Below are 22,650 nucleotides of genomic sequence, written 5' to 3'. Positions count from 1 at the left end.
GACTTACGCTGCCTTTTTTCTTTGTCTTAATTTGTCTTTAAAGCGGCGAACAGGAATGCTGTCCATCGAGTTAATCCCAATTGCGGTAAGCAGTAATGCCGCATTAATTGGCCACATCCCTATTACCGCAGGGATAGTTCCATCTTCTAATGCTGACTTTGTCGCACTAATGGAGAGGAAGTAAGCCAGGTAGATCAGAATCGCTGGGCCCATTTTAGCAAAGCGCCCCTGACGTGGATTAACAGCAGACAGAGGTACAACCAACATGGTCAGCAAGGGAATACATACCACCAGCGAGATACGCCACTGCAATTCAGCTTGTGCACGCGGATCATGATTTTTGATTAGCTCCAGAGTCGGAATGGCTTCCCAGTCACGACCTTTGGGCTTAACGTCACGCTGACCTATCAAACCTTCATATTGATCAAACTCGGTAATCATATAATCAACGCGGGTCGGTACTCCTTCGTAGCGCGTCCCTTGGTACATACGAATCACTTGGCGACCATCACTAAGTTGTTTCACTTCTCCAGATTGAGAAAAAGAAACACTCGGTAAAATAGAGTCTCGCGGGCGCATTTGCGCGACAAACACATGTTTGAGCTGCTTGCCGTCAATATCATCAATAAACACCACAGAAGAGCCATCTGGTGTCCCTTGAAAGTGGCCTTTTTTCAGCAAATCTACGCTATTTTCTGCTTCGACTTCTTCTTGTAACTGCACTAGCTTGTCTTGACTGTAAGGTGAGAAGACAAACGAGTTAAAGCCGGCGATCACACCAGTAATCACCGCCAAATACAATGCAGCGCGAATCAAGAACTTATTGCCAATACCAGTGGCATTCATCACGGTAATTTCACTTTCTGCGTACAAACGGCCGAAAGTCAGCAAGATCCCTAAAAACAGGCTCAGAGGCAGCATCAATAATCCCATTGATGGCATACTCAAGGCGACGTAATGCATCACCAAACTAGCGGGAATATCACCATCAGATGCATCAGCCAGTACTTTGATCAATTTTTGGCTTAGGAACACGAGAAAAAGGATAAAAAATATCGCTAATTGGCTTTTGAGTGTCTCGCGGATCAAATATCTAACAATAATCACGCTGAAATTACCTATACAAAACTTGTTTTTTTAATTGAATCACTATAATTTCCCGTTAAACCTTTTATTTTATAAATTTTTGGCTAACTGTTAATGCGCTTATTTAAGGATAGTTCCGAGTAAGGAATCAACAAGTAAGATGCATTATCTAACATTTAGTTCTATTTGTCTTCAGGATGTAGGAGTACGCATGGAGTTCAGTGTAAAAAGTGGCAGTCCAGAGAAACAGCGCAGTGCATGTATCGTTGTGGGTGTGTTCGAGCCACGTCGCCTTTCTCCAGTTGCTGAGCAGCTCGATAAAATCAGCGATGGCTATATTAGTTCACTGCTTCGCCGTGGTGATCTGGAAGGAAAACCGGGGCAAATGCTTCTGCTTCATCAAGTACCAGGCGTGCTGTCTGAACGCGTTTTATTGGTCGGTTGCGGCAAAGAGCGCGAACTTGGTGAACGTCAATACAAAGAAATCATTCAAAAAACCATTAACACGCTTAATGAAACCGGTTCGATGGAAGCGGTGTGCTTCTTAACAGAACTGCATGTTAAAGGACGCGATACCTATTGGAAAGTGCGTCAAGCCGTTGAAGCAACCAAAGATGGCTTGTACACCTTTGACCAGTTTAAAACGGTTAAGCCTGAAACACGCCGCCCATTGCGTAAGTTGGTCTTTAACGTGCCAACACGTCGTGAGCTCAACCTAGGCGAGAAAGCAATCACACACGGGCTGGCTATCTCTTCTGGTGTTAAAGCCTCGAAAGATCTCGGTAACATGCCACCAAATGTGGCAAATCCTGCTTACCTTGCCTCACAAGCTCGCCGTTTGGCAGACGATTACGAAACCGTCACGACCAAGATCATCGGTGAACAAGAGATGGAAAAACTGGGTATGACGTCATACCTAGCCGTAGGCCGAGGCTCTAAAAACGACTCTATGATGTCAATCATGGAGTACAAAGGCAACCCCGATCCAGATGCCAAGCCTATCGTTCTAGTAGGTAAAGGCCTCACGTTCGATTCAGGCGGTATTTCTCTTAAGCCAGGAGAAGGAATGGATGAGATGAAGTACGACATGTGTGGTGCTGCATCTGTATTCGGAACCATGAAAGCGCTGGCTAAGCTCAACCTGCCAATCAATGTGACGGGTATCCTTGCCGGCTGTGAAAACATGCCTGGTAGTAATGCTTACCGCCCTGGTGACATCCTCACGACTATGTCAGGTCAAACCGTTGAAGTACTCAACACCGATGCAGAAGGCCGTCTGGTTCTTTGTGATGTGTTAACGTACGTTGAGCGCTTTGAACCTGAGTGTGTGGTTGATGTTGCAACGCTGACAGGAGCGTGTGTTATCGCACTCGGTCACCACATCAGCGGCGTTATCTCAAACCATAACCCACTGTCTCATGAACTCGTCAACGCTTCTGAGCAAGCCAGTGATCGTGCTTGGCGTCTACCAATGGCAGACGAATACCATGAACAGCTCAAGAGCCCATTTGCCGATATGGCAAACATTGGTGGTCGCCCAGGTGGTACCATCACAGCCGGTTGTTTCTTGTCTAAGTTCGCCAAGAAATACCACTGGGCTCACCTTGATATCGCGGGTACCGCGTGGAAGTCAGGTGCAGCGAAAGGGTCTACGGGTCGCCCAGTCTCAATGCTTGTCCAATTCTTACTCAACCGAAGTGGCCAAGAGACTGAGGAACAAACCTCAAAATAATCAAAAGGGCCGCAAGGCCCTTTTTTGTAGGCTTAGGAAAAGTCATGGCAAATGCAACGTTTTACATCGTTCCACCTGATTCCGCTCAAGCGAGTCCGGAAGGCTTTGCGCACTATGTCCTGTTTCTCGCGCAGCATTTCGCCAAGCAAGGCGCAAAGGTCTATCTTAATTGCAACGATAAGGTACACGCCGAGCAAATCGCCGAACGATTTTGGCAAGTTGATCCCGCGCAGTTTATTGCGCACAATTTGGTCGGTGAAGGCCCTAAGTATGCAACCAATATCGAAATCGGTTACCAAGCAGTCAAGCCTTCTTGGAACAGGCAATTAGTAATAAATTTGGCCGATAATAAGACAACCTTTGCGAACAAGTTTGCTGAGGTGGTAGACTTCGTGCCTTGCGAAGAAAAAGCCAAGCAACTGGCACGAGAAAGATATAAAATCTATCGCCAAGCTGGCTATCAGCTACAAACGGTCAATATTGACCACAACTAGTGGTCAATCCTTATAGTTAAGCTCTCCATTTAGAGAGTTCACTTATAATGATTGACTAAGATTTACCATCAACCAGAAAAGATTTCCTCCAACTAGTTGGGCGAAGAACAAGGCAACACGTGCGCAAATCCCTATCATCACACGAGTGGGCTTTTGAATGCCGTTAACGCCGCTACCCGTCCAAATACGTCGAGGAAAAAGGCGACTATGGAAAAGACATATAACCCAACTTCAATCGAACAAGCTTTATACCAAGCTTGGGAAGAGAAAGGCTACTTTAAGCCACACGGTGATACTTCAAAGCAAGCTTACAGCATCATGATCCCACCACCGAACGTCACTGGTAGCCTACATATGGGCCATGCGTTCCAAGACACGATCATGGATACTCTGATCCGTGCAGAGCGCATGAAGGGTAAAAATACTCTTTGGCAAGTCGGTACTGACCACGCGGGTATCGCAACTCAAATGGTGGTTGAGCGTAAAATTGCAGCAGAAGAAGGCAAAACAAAACACGACTACGGCCGTGAAGCTTTCATCGACAAAATCTGGGAATGGAAAGCTGAATCAGGTGGCACCATCACGAAACAGCTACGTCGCCTTGGCGCATCGGTAGATTGGGATCGTGAACGATTCACAATGGATGATGGCCTTTCGGCTGCCACTCAAGAAGTGTTTGTCCGTCTTTACGAAGAAGACCTCATCTACCGTGGTAAACGCCTAGTAAACTGGGATCCGAAACTGCACACGGCGATTTCTGATCTTGAGGTAGAAAACAAAGATAAAAAGGGCCACATGTGGCACTTCCGCTACCCATTAGCGAATGGCGTTAAAACCGCAGACGGCAAAGATTACATCGTTGTTGCCACGACACGTCCAGAAACCATGCTTGGTGACACTGGCGTCGCGGTAAACCCAGAAGATCCTCGTTACAAAGATCTGATCGGTAAAGAAATCCTACTTCCTATCGTTAACCGCCTGATCCCTATCGTTGGTGATGAGCACGCCGATATGGAAAAAGGCACTGGTTGTGTGAAGATCACACCAGCGCACGACTTTAACGATTACGAAGTGGGTAAACGTCACAGCCTACCGATGATCAACATCCTAACCTTCAACGCCGACATTCGTGATGCGGCTGAAGTGTTCACCACTAACGGTGAAGAAAGCGATGTTTACTCTAGCGAGCTGCCGGCTAAATACCAAGGTATGGAGCGCTTTGCAGCACGTAAAGCGATCGTAGCTGAGTTTGATGAACTGGGCTTACTCGAAGAAGTGAAAGATCACGACTTAACCGTACCTTACGGCGATCGTGGTGGTGTGGTTATCGAACCAATGCTGACTGACCAATGGTACGTTCGCACCGCTCCATTGGCTGAGCCAGCGGTTAAAGCCGTAGAAGATGGCCAGATCCAGTTTGTTCCTAAGCAGTACGAAAACATGTACTTTGCATGGATGCGTGACGTTCAAGATTGGTGTATCTCTCGTCAACTTTGGTGGGGACACCGCATCCCAGCATGGTACGACAACCACGGCAAAGTTTACGTTGGTCGCAGCGAACAAGAAGTTCGTGAAAAGAACAACCTCGCGCCTGTTGTTGTGCTGAAACAAGACGACGACGTGTTGGATACCTGGTTCTCTTCTGCCCTATGGACATTCGGTACACAAGGCTGGCCTGAAGATACTGAAGCGCTGAAAACCTTCCACCCATCTGATGTGTTGGTTTCAGGTTTCGACATCATCTTCTTCTGGGTTGCTCGTATGATCATGATGACGATGCACTTCTGTAAAGATGAACAAGGCAATGCGCAAGTACCTTTTAAAACCGTTTACATGACTGGCCTTATCCGTGATGAGAACGGTGACAAAATGTCTAAGTCTAAGGGCAACGTCCTTGACCCTATCGACATGATCGACGGTATTGATCTTGAATCTCTGGTTGAAAAGCGTTGTGGCAACATGATGCAGCCGCAACTTGCGAAGAAGATTGAAAAGAACACACGTAAAACCTTTGAAAATGGTATCGAACCCTACGGCACCGATGCCCTGCGTTTCACCCTAGCAGCCATGGCTTCAACCGGCCGTGACATCAACTGGGACATGAAGCGTCTTGAAGGTTACCGTAACTTCTGTAACAAGCTATGGAACGCGAGCCGTTACGTACTAATGAATACAGAAGAACACGACTGTGGTATGTCGCTGTCTGCCAAAGACCGTGCAAACATGGAATTCTCTCTGGCTGATAAGTGGATTGAGTCTCAGTTTGAAGTGGCTGCAAAAGAGTTTAACGCTCACCTAGACAACTACCGTCTAGATATGGCAGCGAACACTTTGTACGAGTTCATTTGGAACCAGTTCTGTGACTGGTATCTAGAGCTAACAAAACCGGTTCTTTGGAAAGGTGATGCAGCCCAACAGCAAGCAACACGCTACACCTTGATTACGGTTCTTGAGAAGACACTGCGTCTTGCTCACCCAGTACTTCCTTACATCACAGAATCAATCTGGCAGAGCGTTAAGCCGCTCATTGATGGTGTGGAAGGCGACACAATCATGCTACAAGCGCTGCCTCAGTACGACGAAGCCAACTTCCACCAAGAAGCACTCGACGACATCGAGTGGGTCAAAGCGTTCATCACTAGTATTCGTAACCTACGTGCCGAGTACGACATTGCACCAGGCAAACCGCTAGACGTGATGCTAAAAGCAAGCGAGCAAGATGCTGCGCGCCTAGAAGCAAACCGCAAAGTACTGATGGCGTTAGCTAAACTTGAGCAAATCACGCTGGTATCTGAAGGTGACACACTACCGGCATGTGCAACGGCACTGGTTGCTAAGTCTGAACTATTGATCCCGATGGCAGGCCTTATCGACAAAGATGCAGAGCTTGCGCGCCTTGATGGCGAAATCAACAAGACTCACGGTGAAATCAAACGCATCGAAGGCAAGCTAGGCAACGAAGGTTTCGTTGCTAAAGCCCCTGAAGCGGTTGTCGCTAAAGAGCGTGAAAAGCTTGAAGGTTACAAAGAGACGCTAGTGAAGCTTGAAGAGCAAAAGACCACCATCGCTGCACTATAATTGAGTTGCAACACGATAGTTGATCTGTAACATACTGAAATAAAAGGGCCAGTCATCGCGACTGGCCCTTTTTACGTGTGTGTCCCATTCTAAAATAGGATTACACCACTCGATTATGCTCTCGACCTTCAATAAAGGCGCCAATATTGTCGATAAGAATATTGGCTAAGTTTTGAATCGCAGAATCACTGCCCCATGCCACATGAGGCGTGAGAAGCAAATTTGGTAAGTGCATATTAGCAATTAAGGAGTTGGACTCATCAGCAGGTTCGTCGGTAAACACATCAATCCCTGCACCACGAATAGTGCCATGTTTTAACGCATCGACTAACGCCTCTTCATCAACCAAGCCACCGCGCCCAGCATTAATCACAATCGAGCTCGGCTTCATACTCGCAAGCTCATGACGACCAATCAAATGGCGCGTCTCATCATTGAGTGGACAATGCAGCGTCACCACATCTGACATCGTCAATAAACGCTCAAACGAGATATACCCCTGACGACACTGGCGTTGCCCTTTGCGTTCAGCAAACAGCACATTCATTCCCACTGACTTCGCCAACTCGGCCGTCGCTTGACCTAAAGCGCCACTGCCAATGATACCCAGTGTCGATCCTGCCACATCACTGATGGGATGAGTAAAGAAACAGAACTGCTTATGTCGCTGCCACTCTCCAGCGGCAATGTCATTATGATACCCCTTCAAATTGCGCTTGAGAGCAAAGATCATCGCCAGCACGTGCTCTGGAACCGACTGGGTGGCATACCCACGAATGTTGGTTACGGCAATCCCAAACTCTTGGCACGCTTCGATATCGACATTGTTAAAGCCTGTTGCGGCGATCGCGATCATCTTAAGATTCGGCAACTGCATCAATATCGCACGATCAAGAACCACTTTATTGGTGATCACGATATCCGCTTGCTGGAGACGATCAACAACCTCGCCAGGCGCGGTCAGATCATACTCTCGCCATTGATGATCAAAAGGCAGATGGGGCAAATCAATTCGAGTTGGGATCGTAGCACGATCAAGAAAGACAATAGTCGGCAGCGTCATGGAACCTCCGTGTCGCTGCCTTGGAAATAGGTTATGGGTGTGGCAGCGTTTTATAGTCTGGTAATTCTCGCACAGGTGCGAAAAAGTGAAAGATAATCGCTTCCGCTTCAAGATAGAAGTCACAAGGAACAAACAGACTACGCAAACTATTGCATTTTGGGTGGTAGAAACTCAGTTCAGCGGCGTGCAATTCTAATCGATTAGAAAAATCAAACGCCTCATCTTGGGCGTAAAACTCATCACCAACAATCGCATGTCCTAGCGCTTGCATATGAACACGCAATTGGTGTGAGCGCCCTGTAATAGGCAGCAAGCGAACCAAGGTGGTTTTTGCTTCACGTTTGACCACTTGATAGCGCGTTTTAGCCTGTTTGCCTGTTTCAAAACACACTTTCTGTTTAGGACGATTAGGCCAATCGCCAATAAGCGGCAAATTAACTTCTCCCTCATCCGCCACAACATGGCCCCATACCCGCGCATAATAAACCTTGTGGGTTAAGCGGTATTGAAATTGCTTTTTCAGCGCTCGTTCAGCAAGCTTGTTTTTCGCTAGCAGCATTAACCCCGAAGTGTCCATATCAAGGCGGTGAACCACTTGAACATCGGGGTAAATATCCACTAGGCGAGACCACATACTGTCGTAATGCTCAGCTAAACGCCCAGGAACAGACAACAATCCCGACGGCTTATTCACCGCCAGAATATGCTCATCTTCAAAGACAATATCAACCCAAGGCTCAGTTGGCGGGTGGTACTCTGTCATGGCCATAAAGAAATCCGCGAAATATCAAACCAAACGTCATGTCCAATCGCAACAAAAGGATGATGAGGGAGATCCTCCACTGGAGAGAGCCCTCATCGTTTTATTCGCCGCTAGATTTTGTAAGGACGTTTATTTTTCTAGTTATGAGAAACGACAATCATACGCAGAGAGTCCAATTGATACTGAGCTTGGCTAATATAGCCAGTCAGCTCTTTGATCTGCTCATCAATCGCGATAATCTCTTCATCACGAATATTTGGATTAACGGCTTTAAGTGCTTGTAAGCGTTCCAGCTCAGCATTGAGGCTAGTTTGCATCTCTTGTTGTGCTTGGCTGCGGATCGCGGCCACTTTATCAACAATCAGAAGCTCGCCAGCGGCAATCAATTGATGCACTTGCGCTTGCACTGACGCCACCAATTTTGTCGCAATATGACGACCGATTGGGCTTAATTGACGGTTGAAGCTTTCAAACTCCACTTGTTCAGAAAGATCATTGCCTTTGCCATCCAACATGATGCGAATCGGAGTCGGCGGTAAGAAGCGGCTGATCCCACTGCGTTTCGGCGCTTGAGCATCCACTTTGTAAATCAGCTCTAACAACATAGTACCGACTGGCAGGGCTTTGTTTTTCAGCAGTGATACCGCAGAGGTGCCCACGCCTTCACTCATCAGAAGATCAATACCACCTTGAATCATTGGGTGCTCCCAACTGATAAAGTTCATATCTTCGCGAGACAGCGCTGTTTCACGATCAAAAGTGATCGTCGCCCCTTCATAAGGCAAGCCTGGATAACTTGGCACCAGCATATGTTCTGATGGCGTCACCACTAAGGCGTTCTCGCCTTTATCGTCTTGATCAAGGCCGATAGTATCGAACAGGCTTAATGCAAATGTCACTAGGTTAGTATCGCCATCTGTCGCGGCAATTGTATCAACGATTGCTTGCGCTTTTTCGCCACCATTAGAGTGCATCTCTAACAAGCGATCACGACCTTGTTCAAGCTGCGCCTTAAGCGCCTTATTCATCGCCGCCGACTCGGTAATCACCTCATCGAGATCAGAGGTATCGCCCGAGGCCAACATCTCAATTAAACGCTCAGCGAACTGGTCATACACATTACGACCAGTTGGGCACGTCTCGGCAAATGCATTGAGACCTTCATCAAACCAACGCGCCAAAATCGCTTGCGAGGTACCTTCAAGATAAGGCACATGAATATCGATATCGCGAGTCTGACCAATACGGTCCAAACGGCCGATGCGCTGTTCAAGCAAGTCAGGGTTAAAGGGTAAATCAAACATCACCAGTTGATTAGCAAACTGGAAGTTGCGACCTTCAGAGCCAATTTCACTACAAATAAGCACTTGCGCCCCGCCCTCTTCCTGAGCAAAGTAGGCGGCCGCTTTATCACGCTCAATAATCGACATGCCTTCATGGAAGACCGTTGCACGGATCCCTTCACGCTCGCGCAGCGCTTGTTCTAACTGCAGTGCGGTGCTAGAGCGTGATGCGATCACCAAAATCTTCTCACTGCGCTTCTCTTTGATCTTCTCCAATAGCCAATTGACTCGGCTATCAAACTGCCACCAGCTCGACTCTTCGCCTTCAAATTCTTGGAAAATTTCTTCTGGATAGAGGTTTTTCATCGCTCGCGCTTGAGGGCTCATCTTACCGCCGATCAGACCTGACACACGCATTGAGGTCGTGTATTGCGCAGGGATAGCCATCGGCATCAAATTAACATTACGCGTTGGGAAACCTTTAATCGCAGCACGGGTATTACGGAACAACACCCGGCCAGTACCGTGACGATCCATGAGATTATCAATCAGCTCTTGGCGCGCCGCCGCTTTGGCTTCTTCGTCACTGTCACTTTCTATAATGCGGAACAGCGGCTCGACATCTTGCTCACACAGCAATTCACTGATTTGATTTTTCGCGTCATCTGCGAGCATTTTTCCAGAGAAGAGCGCACTGACAGAGTCGGCAACGGGCGCATACTGCTCTTCTTCTTTAACAAAGGTTTCATAGTCGAAGAAACGGTCTGAATCGAGCAGGCGTAAACGGGCAAAGTGGCTCTCACGCCCAAGCTGCTCAGGCGTCGCCGTCAATAGCAACACACCTGGAGTACGTTCCGCTAACCCTTCAACCACTTGATACTCACGGCTTGGCGCATCAACGCTCCACTCTAGGTGGTGCGCTTCATCGACCACCAGCAGATCCCACTCGCCTTCAAGTGCTTGTTCAAAACGCTGACGGCTCTTACGCAGAAAATCGAGCGAACACAACACATATTGTTGAGTATCGAACGGATTATCAGCATCGGCGAACGCTTCAATACAGCGCTCTTCATCGAAAATAGAAAAGTGCAGGTTGAAGCGACGCATCATCTCAACCAACCATTGATGTTGCAGCGTTTCTGGCACCACAATCAAGATACGCTCAGCTCGGCCAGCCAATACTTGTTGGTGAATGATCATCCCCGCTTCAATGGTTTTGCCCAAACCAACCTCATCGGCCAGTAAAACACGAGGGGCATGACGACGCCCCACTTCATGAGCAATATAAAGCTGATGAGGGATCAAACCTGCACGCATGCCACATAGACCACGCATCGGGCTCTTGTGTTGCTGATATTGATTGATCAATGCACGGTAACGAAGCACAAAGTTATCCATGCGATCAATTTGACCGGCATAAAGTTTGTCTTGAGGCTTATTAAAACGAATCTGGTTGCTAAGCATGATTTCACGCAGCACCACTTCCTCGCCATTGTCTTCACGCACACCAAGGTAGCTGTATAAGCCTTGATCTTCGACTACTTGCTCAACCTTGATTGACCAACCTTCTTGGCTATCAATCACATCGCCAACATTAAAAGTGACTCGCGTTACGGGCGCATCGTTTCGAGCGTAAACTCGGTTCTCTTCCGAAGCAGCAAACATTAAAGTCACAGTACGTGCATCTAATGCTACAACGGTTCCTAAACCTAGATCGCCCTCTGTATCGCTGATCCAGCGTTGGCCCAAAGCAAATGTCATGAATCGACTACCTCATCTATTTTCTAATCAAAAACGGGTCTATAAATCTTAGCGGTTTTCACGCAACTTGAAAGGCTACTGACGGGGAAAAAGGATGTCAGCGGCTGCGTCAAAAAAGGTCGCTAATCTTACTTGAAGCTGTGATATTGGTCACGTACAAAGGCCTCAAAACGCAATATTTTTTTATCCGACTTGGGGATGACATCAAAGTGTAAGAAATCAATGGCACTTCTAGCTAAGAGTGTAGAAAAAGCACCTTATACTTATTGATGAGCCGCATCATCGCGCGTCAAGTTTATGACTGGCACATGTGATGCATTCATTAGGATGACGATCAACACGGGTTTGCATTTTTGTAGTCAAACCATCCGTGATCTGGCTACAGCTGTGCAAGCAACCGCAAGTAAACCACTTCATGCGCAAGTATGAGGGGTAAGCAAGCCGCACCGCGGCAAGGAGACGCTTATGGGTGATACAGACCGGAAGCTATTTGTCCTAGACACAAACATTCTTCTTCACGAACCGCTCGCCATTTACTCTTTTAAAGAACATGACGTCATCATTCCGATGACCGTACTTGAAGAACTTGATCGTATCAAAGACAGTAAACGTGATGTCGCGCGTGATGCACGTGTTGCGATTCGCGCCTTAGAGGCGATGTTTAAAGACGCAACGCCAGATGAAATATCCGACGGCATTCCCATCAACAGAGATCATACCACCACAGGCCATGTCGCTATTTTAGCTGATTTTGAACTGCACGAGACCATCAAGGCCTTTGCCGACAAGGCTGGCGACAATCGCATTTTGAATGGTGTGCTTTACTTGCAAAACAAGCGTGCGCCGCGCGAAGTCATCTTAGTGACTAAAGACATCAACATGCGGTTACGTGCCAAAGGGGCTGGCGTGCGTTTTGTTGAAGACTACCGCACTGACCAATTGATCGATGATGTTCAGTACCTCACCAAAGGCTTTCAACAAATCGAAGGCGAATTCTGGAGTAACGTGCAAGACGTCGAAAGTCGCAACCTCGCTGGACGTACCTACCATACACTTGATAGACAAACGTTTGAGCCTACCTATATTAATCAATATGTGATTGATGAAGAGAGTGACTTCGCTGGCCGCGTCGAAGAGATTGAACAAGACAAAGTGACCATCAAAGATCTGAGTCGCGAAAGATTGATGCACCGCCGCGCATGGGATATCACGCCGAAGAATATCTACCAAGGCATGGCACTTGATGCGTTACTCGATCCAGATATTGATCTCGTGATCCTGACCGGCGCTGCTGGTAGTGGTAAAACCTTACTCGCGCTCGCTTCCGCACTCGAACAGACCATAGAGAAAGGTATGTTTGATAAGATCATTGTCACTCGAAACACGCCAGATATTGGCGAGTCGATTGGCTTCTTACCCGGTAGCGAAGAAGAGAAGATGCTGCCGTGGCTCGCCGCCGTGACCGACACGCTAGAGGCATTACATAAGCACGATCACTGCACTGAAGGCTCGCTCAAATACATTTGTGATAAAGCTAACATTCAGTTTAAGTCGATCAACTTTATGCGTGGTCGCTCGATCCAAAACGCTTTTGTTCTGCTTGATGAATGTCAAAACCTCACTGCGTCGCAGATCAAAACCATCATTACTCGCTGTGGTGAAGGAACCAAGATCGTCTGTTCAGGTAACCTAGCACAAATTGATTCTCACTACTTAACCCCGGTTACCTCTGGATTAACTTACATGGTTGAGCGCTTCAAAAGCTTTGAAGGCAGTGCCAATATCCACCTTAATGGCGTGGTACGCAGCCGCTTAGCTGAATTTGCCGAAGAGAATTTATAGTCACTTATGGTGAGATATAATTCATATCTCACCATTATTTTAAAATAAATATTCACAAACGCCGTTTAAATATGTTTAACTATCTCCATTAAATGAATTAGCATTCAAGGACTGGAGTATGGCCTTTAACCTACGTAACAGAAACTTCCTCAAATTGTTGGATTTCAGCCCTAAAGAGATCCAGTTTCTGCTCGATCTTTCTGCCGACCTGAAGAAAGCGAAATATGCCGGCACTGAGCAAAAGAAACTGGTCGGTAAAAATATCGCATTGATCTTCGAAAAGGCCTCAACTCGCACTCGCTGCGCGTTTGAAGTGGCGGCATTTGATCAAGGCGCGCAAGTCTCTTACATCGGCCCATCGGGATCGCAAATTGGTCAAAAAGAGTCAATGAAAGATACCGCTCGCGTATTGGGTCGCATGTACGACGGCATTGAATACCGTGGTTTTGGTCAAGAGATTGTCGAAGATCTCGGTCACTACGCCGGCGTTCCAGTTTGGAATGGTTTAACTAACGAGTTTCACCCAACGCAAATTCTGGCTGACTTCCTAACCATGCTTGAGCATGGACGCGGTAAACAGTTGCATCAGATTAAGTTTGCCTACCTTGGCGATGCACGCAACAATATGGGGAATTCTCTGTTAGTTGGCGCTTCCAAAATGGGCATGGATATTCGCCTTGTCGCACCAAAAGCCTTTTGGCCAGAACACGAGTTAGTCACTACCTGCCAAGCCATCGCCAAACAAACTGGCGCGAAAATCACCTTAACGGAAAACGTAGAGGAAGGAGTACAAGGGTGTGATTATCTCTATACAGATGTTTGGGTTTCTATGGGCGAAGCCCCTGAAGCTTGGGATGAACGTGTCGCCATGATGACGCCTTATCAAGTCAATATGAAGGTTATTGAGCAAACCGGTAATCCACAAGTGAAGTTTATGCACTGCTTACCGGCGTTCCATGATGATCAAACGGCGATTGGTAAACAAGTGGCACAAAAATATGGCATGAAAGGCCTCGAAGTGACTGACGAAGTCTTTGAGTCTGAGCATTCGATTGTCTTCGATGAAGCGGAGAACCGTATGCATACAATTAAAGCGGTGATGGTCGCTACACTCGGTGCGTAAACAAACAATAACCAGCACAACAAGGCCACAATGTAATCGCTTGCATTGGAAAAAGTTAGGCGTATAATGCTGCGCAATTTGTCTGGATATAGAGAAAAAAATGCCACGTAATTCGTGTTCTACACAACGTATTACACTGGGTAAGCGGAAATGCTTACCGTTGTTGGTTTTTTCTATTTCTAACGATTTTTAAAGCCTCCCGCAATGGGGGGCTTTTTTATTGCCTAAAATTCGTACTCAGATGGGAAGATGACTATGACAAACTCGCTTTACAACAAGCACATTATCTCAATTCCTGAGCTGTCGCGTGACGAGCTGGAATTAATTGTCAACACAGCAGGTGAACTGAAAGCCGAGCAAAAACCGGAGCTGATTAAGAACAAAGTGATTGCGAGCTGTTTTTTTGAACCATCCACCCGCACGCGTCTTTCATTTGAAACCGCCATCCAGCGTATCGGTGGCGATGTGATTGGTTTTGATAATGGTGGTAATACTTCACTAGCTAAGAAAGGCGAAACCTTAGCGGACTCGGTGCAGGTTATTTCTTCTTACGTTGACGCTTTTGTTATGCGCCATCCACAAGAAGGAGCCGCGCGTCTTGCCTCTGAATTCTCTAACGGCGTACCAGTCATTAACGCCGGTGATGGTGCAAACCAACATCCAACCCAAACGCTACTGGATCTGTTCTCGATTGCCGAGACTCAAGGGCGTCTAGATAACCTTAACGTTGCTTTCGTAGGTGATCTTAAATACGGCCGAACGGTTCATTCACTGACTCAAGCTCTCGCGAAGTTCAACAATATCCGCTTCTTCTTTGTTGCCCCAGAAGCATTAGCGATGCCAGATTACCTGTGTGAAGAGTTGGATGACGCCGGTATCGCTTACAGTTTGCATACCGATATGGAAACCGTGATCCCACAGCTGGATGTCCTCTATATGACGCGCGTACAGAAAGAGCGTTTTGATGAGTCAGAGTACGCTCATATAAAGTCAGCCTACATTCTTACTGCGGCGATGCTCGAAGGCGCACGTGACAATCTCAAAGTACTTCACCCGCTGCCACGCGTAGACGAAATTACCGTCGACGTCGATAAAACGCCACACGCGTACTACTTTCAGCAAGCGGAAAATGGCGTTTACGCTCGTGAAGCTCTATTGGCTTTAGTACTGAATCAAACACTGTAATCGAGGGAGAAACATCAATGGCTAAACAGACTCAATTGCAGGTTGAAGCAATTAAAAATGGTACCGTAATCGACCATATCCCGGCCCAAATTGGCATTAAAGTGCTCAAACTGTTCTCAATGGACAAATCACAGCAACGTGTCACGGTCGGCTTAAACCTTCCCTCTTCTGAACTTGGACACAAAGATCTACTTAAGATTGAGAATGTGTTTATTAGTGAAGAACAAGCCAGTAAATTGGCCCTTTACGCACCACATGCAACCGTCAATCAAATTGAAGATTATAAAGTCGTCAAGAAGCTAGCGCTGGAGCTTCCTGAGCAAGTTAATAATGTGTTTGAGTGCCCAAACACTAACTGCATCAGCCACGACGAGCCTGTAGAAAGCAGCTTTAAAGTGGTCGAAAAGAAACAAGATATTCGCCTCAAGTGTAAATACTGCGAAAAGGTATTCTCGCGCGATATCGTGACTGAGCGTTAAGCAACCCCGGCGCAATAAACCAACAAAAATGTCGATCCTTGCTCGTGATGAGTGAGGATTTTTTCTTTACCCCGACTGGGTTTCGCGGCACACTAAATGCCTGAATTTTGACCCTAACCGATGGAATATAATAATGACTAAAGTGCTTCACACAGAATCTGCCCCAGCAGCAATCGGCCCATATGTACAAGGTGTTGACCTAGGCAATATGGTCCTGACTTCAGGCCAAATCCCGGTGAATCCTGCCACTGGTGAAGTGTCTGCCGATATCGCAGAACAAGCACGTCAATCACTTGAGAATGTAAAAGCGGTTGTAGAAGCATCTGGTCTTTCAGTGACTGATATCGTAAAAATGACAGTCTTCGTTAAAGATCTAAACGACTTCGGTACCGTCAATGAGGTGTACGGCAAGTTCTTTGATGAGCACAACGTTGCCAACTACCCAGCACGTTCATGTGTTGAAGTAGCACGTCTGCCAAAAGATGTCGGTATCGAAATTGAAGCGATCGCAGTGCGCAAGTAAACAGCACACAAAAACCAAAAAGCGAGCCACGTGCTCGCTTTTAAACCACTACGATTTATTAATCCTAATTTTTAGCTGGGTTGACACCGAGAACTATCAATCAGTTGACTAACCTCGACAGCCAGTTGTCTCTGAGAAGACTGCTCTTCAATCAATACTGAATTGGTTGCTCTATCAACCACCAGCACCTTGCCAATTCCCTGCGCACACTCGACCAACATGCCTTGTTTTACCTGACAGATTTCCATCTTCACTCTCCTCTTGTCTACATTCCTTACGTGCGACAAAAGTAAAAGATCAAAAAAGCCGACGCGAACGTCGGCTTCTGATTGAAATCAATCTGGCTTACTTGACGAAATCAACGCCTGTTTGAATGTCGCCATTTAGCGTTTCAAGCATGCCATCCAGTGCAGATTTTTCGAAATCACTCAGCTCACCGTAGCTCAAGATCTCTTCAACACCTTCTTTACCCAGTTTAACGGGTTGCGCGAAGAACGGAGCGTGCTCACCATTACCTTCAATGTAGGCGTACTCTATAACTTCTTCACCTTGCAATGCTTTGACTAAAGCAAGACCAAAGCGACATGCCGCTTGACCCATAGAAAGGGTTGCACTGCCGCCGCCCGCTTTCGCTTCAACCACTTCCGTGCCAGCATTTTGAATACGTTTTGTTAGCGCTTCAATTTCTTCAGCGGTAAATTCAACACCTTCGACTTGAGAAAGTAGCGGTAGGATCGTCACGCCAGAGTGGCCACCGATAACAGGAACACGAACCTCACCTGGATCTTTGTCTTTTAGAGCAGCAACAAAGGTTTCAGAACGGATCACATCAAGAGTAGTAATGCCGAATAGACGGCGCTTGTCATACACACCGGCTTGCTTGAGCACTTCAGCCGCAATCGGCACAGTCGTATTAACAGGGTTGGTAATGATGCCCACGAGCGCTTTTGGACAAACATCCGCAATGCGTTGAGCAAGCGATTTAACGATACCCGCGTTAACGTTAAATAGATCTGCACGGTCCATACCTGGCTTACGCGCCACACCTGCAGAAATCAGTACCACGTCTGCACCTTCAAGTGCTGGCGTTGGATCTTCACCCGCATAGCCTTTGATAGATACAGGCGTCGGGATGTGGCTAAGATCAGCCGCTACACCAGGGGTCACTGGTGCGATATCGTAAAGGGCTAAATCTGAACCCGCTGGAAGACGGTTTTTAAGTAGAAGGGCGAGGGCTTGACCGATGCCACCAGCGGCACCAATAACAGCTACTTTCATCGTAGTTCTCCTTGAGAAGATTCTCTTATATATGTTTTGTAGGGCAATTTTTAATCGGGCACGCTCAAGCTAAACCAATCACATCCTGATTACAATCAATTAACGTCAGCTTTGCGACCTTGCGCAACCAGACAAAAACGTGCTACACAATAGGTGGCTATTATGTGCTTCTTCACCTTGAATGACAAAGGGTTAGGTCGTATTTCTTAGCGTGATATTGTGTCAATTTACAGTGATACGTTAGACAGATTTGGCTGTTACCATTGGCACTAACTGCATAGCTATGCGAGAATATTCACTTGCTTTTTATACCCACAAACATAGAAAGAACATCATGCGCCATTCTGAAAAACAAGATAACCTCGTTCGCGCTTTTAAAGCCCTATTAAAAGAAGAGCGTTTCGGTTCCCAAGGCGATATTGTCGAAGCCCTCAAGAATGAAGGATTCGACAATATCAACCAATCTAAAGTGTCACGTATGTTGACTAAGTTTGGTGCCGTTCGAACACGTAATGCCAAAATGGAAATGGTCTACTGCTTGCCAGCAGAATTGGGCGTGCCAACAGTTTCAAGCTCATTACGTGAATTGGTACTCGATATTGACCACAACAATGCACTGGTTGTGATTCATACCGGTCCTGGCGCTGCGCAACTGATCGCTCGCTTGTTAGACTCATTGGGCAAATCAGAAGGCATACTTGGCGTCGTTGCCGGTGATGATACGATATTTATTACCCCAACCTTGTCGATTACAACAGAGCAACTGTTCGCTTCCGTTTGCGACCTTTTTGAGTACACAGGCTAAGCAAAAATTGCCGCTCAAAGGGGTATACACGTCGTCGCTTTGACGGCGTGACTTAGATCACATCTTAAAAAAATCACACTTAAGCACTAACTAAGAGCTAACCTACTGATTTTAAATAAAGTAAATATTAAAACATTCCTACCACATTCACGTTGCATATAGGCATATTGACTATATTTTTTAACACGCGTGTAATTATGTGCCAATTTTTTGCTATTATTCAGCCACTTTTTCAACATACGGATTGAAAAAGATGCCGTTTCCAGCACGAGGAAACTCTCTAAGCAACTACACTTGCTTAGGGTTAATAATGAATAAGGAAGGGAAATTCATGGCATTGAACAAACTTATTAAAGTTGGTGCGATTGCAGCGGCCGTTATCGGCGCTGGCGCAGTTAACGCCCAAGAGTTCATCACTATTGGTACAGGTTCAGTTACGGGTGTTTACTACCCAACTGGTGGTGCAATTTGTAAGCTAGTTAACAAAGGTCGTAAAGAACACAATATTCGTTGTTCTGTCGAGTCTACGGGCGGTTCGATCTACAACGTCAACACGATTCGCGCAGGCGAACTCGACTTCGGTATCGTTCAGTCTGACTGGCAATACCACGGCTACAACGGTACAAGTAAGTTTGCTGAGCAAGGCCCGTACAAAGATTTACGCGCCGTGTTCTCTCTACACACAGAACCATTCAACATCATCGCACGTACAGACGCTGGCATTGAAAGCGTGGCTGACCTGAAAGGTAAGCGCGTTAACATTGGTAACCCAGGCTCTGGTGACCGCGCAACAATGGGCGTGGTAATGGAAGCAATGGGCTGGACCAACGCAGACTTTAAACTTGCGTCAGAACTTAAAGGTTCTGAGCGTTCACAAGCGTTGTGTGATAACAAAATTGATGCCTTTGTCTATGTGGTTGGTCATCCAAACGGATCAATCAAAGAAGCGACAACTTCATGTGATGCGAAGCTAATTCCTGCAACGGGTGCTAAGATCGATGCCATCGTATCGAATAACCCATACTACGCCTACAGCTCAGTACCAGCAGGCATGTACCGTGGCACTGACAAAGACGTAAACAGTTTTGGTGTTGCAGCAACCATGGTTACGACAACCAACGTTTCTGATGATGTTGCTTACAACGTAGCAAAATCTGTATTCGAAAACTTCGATACGTTCAAACGCCTACACCCTGCGTTTGCAAACCTGAAAAAAGAAGACATGGTGAAAGCGGGTCTTTCGATTCCTCTACACCCAGGTGCACAGAAGTACTACAAAGAGATTGGCCTACTTAAGTAAGTCACCTTTGACCACCGAGAAGGCAACGCCTTCTCGGTGACTAATTTTAATCACAACATCTGCTTTGAGTTTTGTCCTCTTGAAACTCACCTTTTCTTTATCTCTAATAAAACTAAACAACTGAGCAATATTTCATCTTTTCACTACAATGAAAGATGCTAAATACAGGTTCTGACAATCATAAATATACGGACCGTTTATAATAAGGATTTAGTACATGTCGAAGACAACCACTCCGTCTCAAGATGTGCAAGAAATGGTAGCTCAATCCGATACAGGTGCACGCGCCCCATCAGGGCTTGCGGGTAGCATCTTATGGTTTGTGCCACTTTGTTGGTCATTATTCCAACTTTGGTACGCATCACCTTTGCCATTCATTTTCAATTTTGGCGTACTTAACGACACTGAAGCACGATCTATTCATCTCATGTTTGCCGTTTTCCTTGCGTTTACTGCTTACCCAGCGATGAAGAATTCTCCTCGCGATCATATTCCAGCGGTTGACTGGTTATTGGCGCTTGCTGGCAGCTTATCTGCCGCTTACATTTATCTTTTTTATACCGAATTGGCGGGCCGTTCGGGGGCACCGACCTCACTAGACATCATTGTGGCAGTCATTGGCATGGTGTTGTTGCTTGAAGCCACTCGCCGCGCACTCGGTCCTCCTTTAATGGTCGTGGCCGCTGTTTTCATGCTTTACACTTTTGGCGGTCCATACATGCCAGACGTGATCGCCCATAAAGGCGCTAGCCTCAACAAAGCCATGTCACACCTTTGGCTAACCACGGAAGGGGTTTTTGGCGTTGCACTTGGGGTTTCTACCTCGTTTGTTTTCTTATTTGTCCTTTTCGGCGCCATGTTAGAGCGTGCAGGAGCCGGTGCTTACTTTATTAAAGTCGCCTTCTCACTGCTTGGTCACATGCGCGGCGGCCCAGCCAAAGCTGCCGTCGTTGCATCAGGGCTATCTGGATTAGTCTCTGGTTCGTCAATAGCCAACGTAGTGACGACCGGTACTTTTACCATTCCATTGATGAAGCGCGTTGGCTTCCCTGGAACCAAAGCCGGTGCGGTCGAAGTGGCCGCTTCAACCAACGGCCAGCTAACGCCACCGATTATGGGTGCCGCCGCTTTCTTAATGGTCGAATATGTCGGCATCTCGTATGTTGAAGTGATTCGAGCCGCTATTCTGCCCGCGCTTATCTCTTACATTGCGCTTATCTATATTGTTCACTTAGAAGCATGTAAAGCTGGAATGACAGGGCTTCCACGTCGTCATACTCCGAAGCTGATTCATAGTCTATTGTCATTCACCGGCACCATTTTAGGCTTGTGCATTCTCAGTGGCGCGGTCTATTACGGTGTTGGCTGGACCAAAGATGTGTTTGGTGAAGCCGCAACATCGATCATGACAGTGGCGCTGTTACTCACTTACGTTGGTCTGGTTTCTATCTCGGCCAAATACGCCGAAGAAGGCGCACTCGAGATTGATGCCGAACTAACTGAAGTGCCCGATCCTGGTCCAACGATCAAATCGGGGCTGCATTTCTTGCTACCGATCGTTGTGTTGGTATGGTGTCTAACCGTAGAACGCTTTTCACCTGGCCTATCTGCCTTTTGGGCGACCGTGTTTATGATCTTTATTTTGATCACTCAACGTCCTCTGCTGGCGATACTTTCCAAACAAGGTTCTATTGCTCAGCAAACCAAAGTTGGTTTTGTTGATCTGGTCGAAAGCTTAGTTTCCGGCGCGCGTAACATGATTGGTATCGGTGTTGCGACCGCAGCGGCTGGCACAGTTGTGGGTGTGGTAACCTTAACCGGTATCGGCCTAGTGATGACCGACTTTGTCGAGTTCATTTCTGGCGGTAACATCATACTGATGCTGCTATTTACCGCCGTGATCAGTTTGATATTAGGCATGGGCCTGCCAACAACCGCCAACTACATAGTAGTCTCCACCTTGATGGCTCCTGTGATTGTGACCTTAGGCGCACAAAGTGGCTTGATCATTCCATTGATCGCGGTGCATTTATTCGTGTTCTACTTCGGTATTTTGGCCGATGATACTCCGCCAGTTGGTTTGGCTGCCTTTGCCGCGGCAGCAATCGCAAAATCTGATCCCATCCGTACGGGTATTCAAGGCTTTACCTACGATATTCGTACCGCTATTTTGCCATTCATGTTTATCTTCAATACCCAATTATTGTTGATGGGGATTGATACATGGTGGCATTTAATGCTCACGATCATATCTTCAATTATCGCTATGCTGATATTCTCTGCAGCAACGCAAGGTTGGTGGTTTACCAAGAACAAGTGGTGGGAAACGGTTCTATTATTGGTTCTGACCTTTACCTTCTTCCGTCCTGGCTTTTGGTGGGATCAAATTTACCCAGCTAAATTGCTCTACCCTGGCACAGAGATCGCTCAAGTTGCAGGACAAATGAATGTTGGCGAAGAGATCGAATTGCTGGTTGCTGGTGAAAATCTTGAAGGTGATTACATCTCAAAAACGGTACGTCTTCCTTTCGATGATCAAGCGACAACAGCACAAGAACGCATTGCTTCGATGGGGTTGATGCTCAACAATACCAACGGACGAATGATCGTTGATATGGTCGAGTTTGGCAGTCCGGCTGAATCTTCTGGTGTCGACTTTGATTGGGAAATTCGTTCTGTGGTCGTCGAAGCAGATAGACCAATGAAAGAGTGGGTTTTCTTACCCGCCCTATTGATTTTGATCGGCCTAGGGTTAAACCAGAAACGCCGAATCCGCAAGGAACAACTGAGCGCGTAACTTAGTCTGCCCCGCACTGGGTGTGGGGCTAAACTAATAAGATGCAATCAATCCACTC

Annotated in this window: 17 protein-coding genes; 11 read left to right on the top strand and 6 right to left on the bottom strand. The window is 46.8% G+C overall.

The window, feature by feature from the left end:
• Positions 1-3: 3 nt before the first annotated feature.
• Positions 4-1,107: an LPS export ABC transporter permease LptF gene (gene lptF / locus BS19_RS11135; RefSeq protein ID WP_038175344.1), complete on the bottom strand. Its 1,104-nt coding sequence runs from the start codon at positions 1,105-1,107 to the stop codon at positions 4-6.
• A 190-nt stretch (positions 1,108-1,297) separates the two neighbouring features.
• Here lptF and pepA point away from each other — a divergent pair, with 190 nt between their 5' ends.
• The 3 genes from pepA (at position 1,298) to BS19_RS11120 (ending at position 6,390) form a co-directional block, all read left to right on the top strand.
• Positions 1,298-2,818, top strand: coding sequence for a leucyl aminopeptidase (gene pepA / locus BS19_RS11130; protein WP_038175343.1), 1,521 nt, complete (start codon positions 1,298-1,300; stop codon positions 2,816-2,818).
• A 44-nt stretch (positions 2,819-2,862) separates the two neighbouring features.
• On the top strand, positions 2,863-3,312 hold the full coding sequence (locus BS19_RS11125; RefSeq protein WP_038175341.1) for a DNA polymerase III subunit chi: 450 nt from the start codon (positions 2,863-2,865) through the stop codon (positions 3,310-3,312).
• A gap of 207 nt (positions 3,313-3,519) precedes the next feature.
• On the top strand, positions 3,520-6,390 hold the full coding sequence (locus BS19_RS11120) for a valine--tRNA ligase (RefSeq protein WP_038175340.1): 2,871 nt from the start codon (positions 3,520-3,522) through the stop codon (positions 6,388-6,390).
• Between the two features lie 100 nt (positions 6,391-6,490).
• Here BS19_RS11120 and BS19_RS11115 read toward each other — a convergent pair whose 3' ends face one another.
• The 3 genes from BS19_RS11115 to rapA form a co-directional block, all read right to left on the bottom strand.
• The gene (locus tag BS19_RS11115; protein WP_038175338.1) at positions 6,491-7,453 is read right to left on the bottom strand and encodes a D-2-hydroxyacid dehydrogenase; all 963 of its coding nucleotides are present in this window, start codon (positions 7,451-7,453) and stop codon (positions 6,491-6,493) included.
• 31 nt (positions 7,454-7,484) lie between these two features.
• Complete coding sequence (gene rluA, locus BS19_RS11110) at positions 7,485-8,222, bottom strand: bifunctional tRNA pseudouridine(32) synthase/23S rRNA pseudouridine(746) synthase RluA (RefSeq protein WP_038175336.1); 738 nt, start codon at positions 8,220-8,222, stop codon at positions 7,485-7,487.
• 131 nt (positions 8,223-8,353) lie between these two features.
• Positions 8,354-11,260 carry an RNA polymerase-associated protein RapA gene (rapA, locus tag BS19_RS11105; RefSeq protein WP_038175335.1) on the bottom strand — a complete coding sequence of 969 codons (2,907 nt, stop codon included), beginning with the start codon at positions 11,258-11,260 and terminating at the stop codon, positions 8,354-8,356.
• A 465-nt stretch (positions 11,261-11,725) separates the two neighbouring features.
• On the opposite strand from rapA, the gene BS19_RS11100 reads away from it, so the two are divergent.
• The 5 genes from BS19_RS11100 to BS19_RS11080 all read left to right on the top strand — a co-directional run bounded on the left by BS19_RS11100 (position 11,726) and on the right by BS19_RS11080 (position 16,412).
• Positions 11,726-13,102 (top strand): PhoH family protein, encoded by a 1,377-nt coding sequence (locus BS19_RS11100; RefSeq protein ID WP_038175334.1) that lies wholly within the window; start codon positions 11,726-11,728, stop codon positions 13,100-13,102.
• A 118-nt stretch (positions 13,103-13,220) separates the two neighbouring features.
• On the top strand, positions 13,221-14,225 hold the full coding sequence (argF, locus tag BS19_RS11095) for an ornithine carbamoyltransferase (protein WP_038175332.1): 1,005 nt from the start codon (positions 13,221-13,223) through the stop codon (positions 14,223-14,225).
• A gap of 255 nt (positions 14,226-14,480) precedes the next feature.
• Complete coding sequence (gene pyrB, locus BS19_RS11090; RefSeq protein WP_038175330.1) at positions 14,481-15,410, top strand: aspartate carbamoyltransferase; 930 nt, start codon at positions 14,481-14,483, stop codon at positions 15,408-15,410.
• 17 nt (positions 15,411-15,427) lie between these two features.
• Entirely contained in the window at positions 15,428-15,889 is a 462-nt protein-coding gene (pyrI, locus tag BS19_RS11085) for an aspartate carbamoyltransferase regulatory subunit (RefSeq protein ID WP_038175328.1), read from the top strand.
• 133 nt (positions 15,890-16,022) lie between these two features.
• Positions 16,023-16,412, top strand: coding sequence for a RidA family protein (locus tag BS19_RS11080; RefSeq protein WP_038175327.1), 390 nt, complete (start codon positions 16,023-16,025; stop codon positions 16,410-16,412).
• A gap of 71 nt (positions 16,413-16,483) precedes the next feature.
• Here the strand turns inward: BS19_RS11080 and BS19_RS20425 are convergent, their stop codons facing one another.
• Entirely contained in the window at positions 16,484-16,660 is a 177-nt protein-coding gene (locus BS19_RS20425) for a hypothetical protein (protein WP_169739014.1), read from the bottom strand.
• Positions 16,661-16,757: 97 nt separating this feature from the next.
• Positions 16,758-17,690 (bottom strand): malate dehydrogenase, encoded by a 933-nt coding sequence (mdh, locus tag BS19_RS11075; protein ID WP_038175325.1) that lies wholly within the window; start codon positions 17,688-17,690, stop codon positions 16,758-16,760.
• A 334-nt stretch (positions 17,691-18,024) separates the two neighbouring features.
• Here mdh and argR point away from each other — a divergent pair, with 334 nt between their 5' ends.
• The 3 genes from argR (at position 18,025) to BS19_RS11060 (ending at position 22,592) form a co-directional block, all read left to right on the top strand.
• Positions 18,025-18,495, top strand: coding sequence for a transcriptional regulator ArgR (argR, locus tag BS19_RS11070; RefSeq protein ID WP_038175324.1), 471 nt, complete (start codon positions 18,025-18,027; stop codon positions 18,493-18,495).
• A 331-nt stretch (positions 18,496-18,826) separates the two neighbouring features.
• On the top strand, positions 18,827-19,795 hold the full coding sequence (locus BS19_RS11065) for a TAXI family TRAP transporter solute-binding subunit (protein WP_038175323.1): 969 nt from the start codon (positions 18,827-18,829) through the stop codon (positions 19,793-19,795).
• Positions 19,796-20,012: 217 nt separating this feature from the next.
• Positions 20,013-22,592, top strand: coding sequence for a TRAP transporter permease (locus tag BS19_RS11060; RefSeq protein ID WP_038175322.1), 2,580 nt, complete (start codon positions 20,013-20,015; stop codon positions 22,590-22,592).
• Positions 22,593-22,650: the final 58 nt, after the last annotated feature.

Source organism: Vibrio pacinii DSM 19139, from assembly GCF_000711795.1.
Classification (GTDB): domain Bacteria; phylum Pseudomonadota; class Gammaproteobacteria; order Enterobacterales; family Vibrionaceae; genus Vibrio; species Vibrio pacinii.
The sequence above is the reverse complement of the archived record's forward strand: the minus strand, read 5'-3'. Positions and strand labels throughout refer to the sequence as shown.

Bases quoted from the DNA above. Each gene is read 5' to 3' on its own strand.
- pepA (WP_038175343.1), top strand. From the start codon at position 1,298: ATGGAGTTCAGTGTAAAAAGTGGCAGTCCAGAGAAACAGCGCAGTGCA.
- BS19_RS11125 (WP_038175341.1), top strand. From the start codon at position 2,863: ATGGCAAATGCAACGTTTTACATCGTTCCACCTGATTCCGCTCAAGCG.
- BS19_RS11120 (WP_038175340.1), top strand. From the start codon at position 3,520: ATGGAAAAGACATATAACCCAACTTCAATCGAACAAGCTTTATACCAA.
- BS19_RS11115 (WP_038175338.1), bottom strand. From the start codon at position 7,453: ATGACGCTGCCGACTATTGTCTTTCTTGATCGTGCTACGATCCCAACT.
- rluA (WP_038175336.1), bottom strand. From the start codon at position 8,222: ATGGCCATGACAGAGTACCACCCGCCAACTGAGCCTTGGGTTGATATT.
- rapA (WP_038175335.1), bottom strand. From the start codon at position 11,260: ATGACATTTGCTTTGGGCCAACGCTGGATCAGCGATACAGAGGGCGAT.
- BS19_RS11100 (WP_038175334.1), top strand. From the start codon at position 11,726: ATGGGTGATACAGACCGGAAGCTATTTGTCCTAGACACAAACATTCTT.
- argF (WP_038175332.1), top strand. From the start codon at position 13,221: ATGGCCTTTAACCTACGTAACAGAAACTTCCTCAAATTGTTGGATTTC.
- pyrB (WP_038175330.1), top strand. From the start codon at position 14,481: ATGACAAACTCGCTTTACAACAAGCACATTATCTCAATTCCTGAGCTG.
- pyrI (WP_038175328.1), top strand. From the start codon at position 15,428: ATGGCTAAACAGACTCAATTGCAGGTTGAAGCAATTAAAAATGGTACC.
- BS19_RS11080 (WP_038175327.1), top strand. From the start codon at position 16,023: ATGACTAAAGTGCTTCACACAGAATCTGCCCCAGCAGCAATCGGCCCA.
- BS19_RS20425 (WP_169739014.1), bottom strand. From the start codon at position 16,660: ATGGAAATCTGTCAGGTAAAACAAGGCATGTTGGTCGAGTGTGCGCAG.
- mdh (WP_038175325.1), bottom strand. From the start codon at position 17,690: ATGAAAGTAGCTGTTATTGGTGCCGCTGGTGGCATCGGTCAAGCCCTC.
- argR (WP_038175324.1), top strand. From the start codon at position 18,025: ATGCGCCATTCTGAAAAACAAGATAACCTCGTTCGCGCTTTTAAAGCC.
- BS19_RS11065 (WP_038175323.1), top strand. From the start codon at position 18,827: ATGGCATTGAACAAACTTATTAAAGTTGGTGCGATTGCAGCGGCCGTT.
- BS19_RS11060 (WP_038175322.1), top strand. From the start codon at position 20,013: ATGTCGAAGACAACCACTCCGTCTCAAGATGTGCAAGAAATGGTAGCT.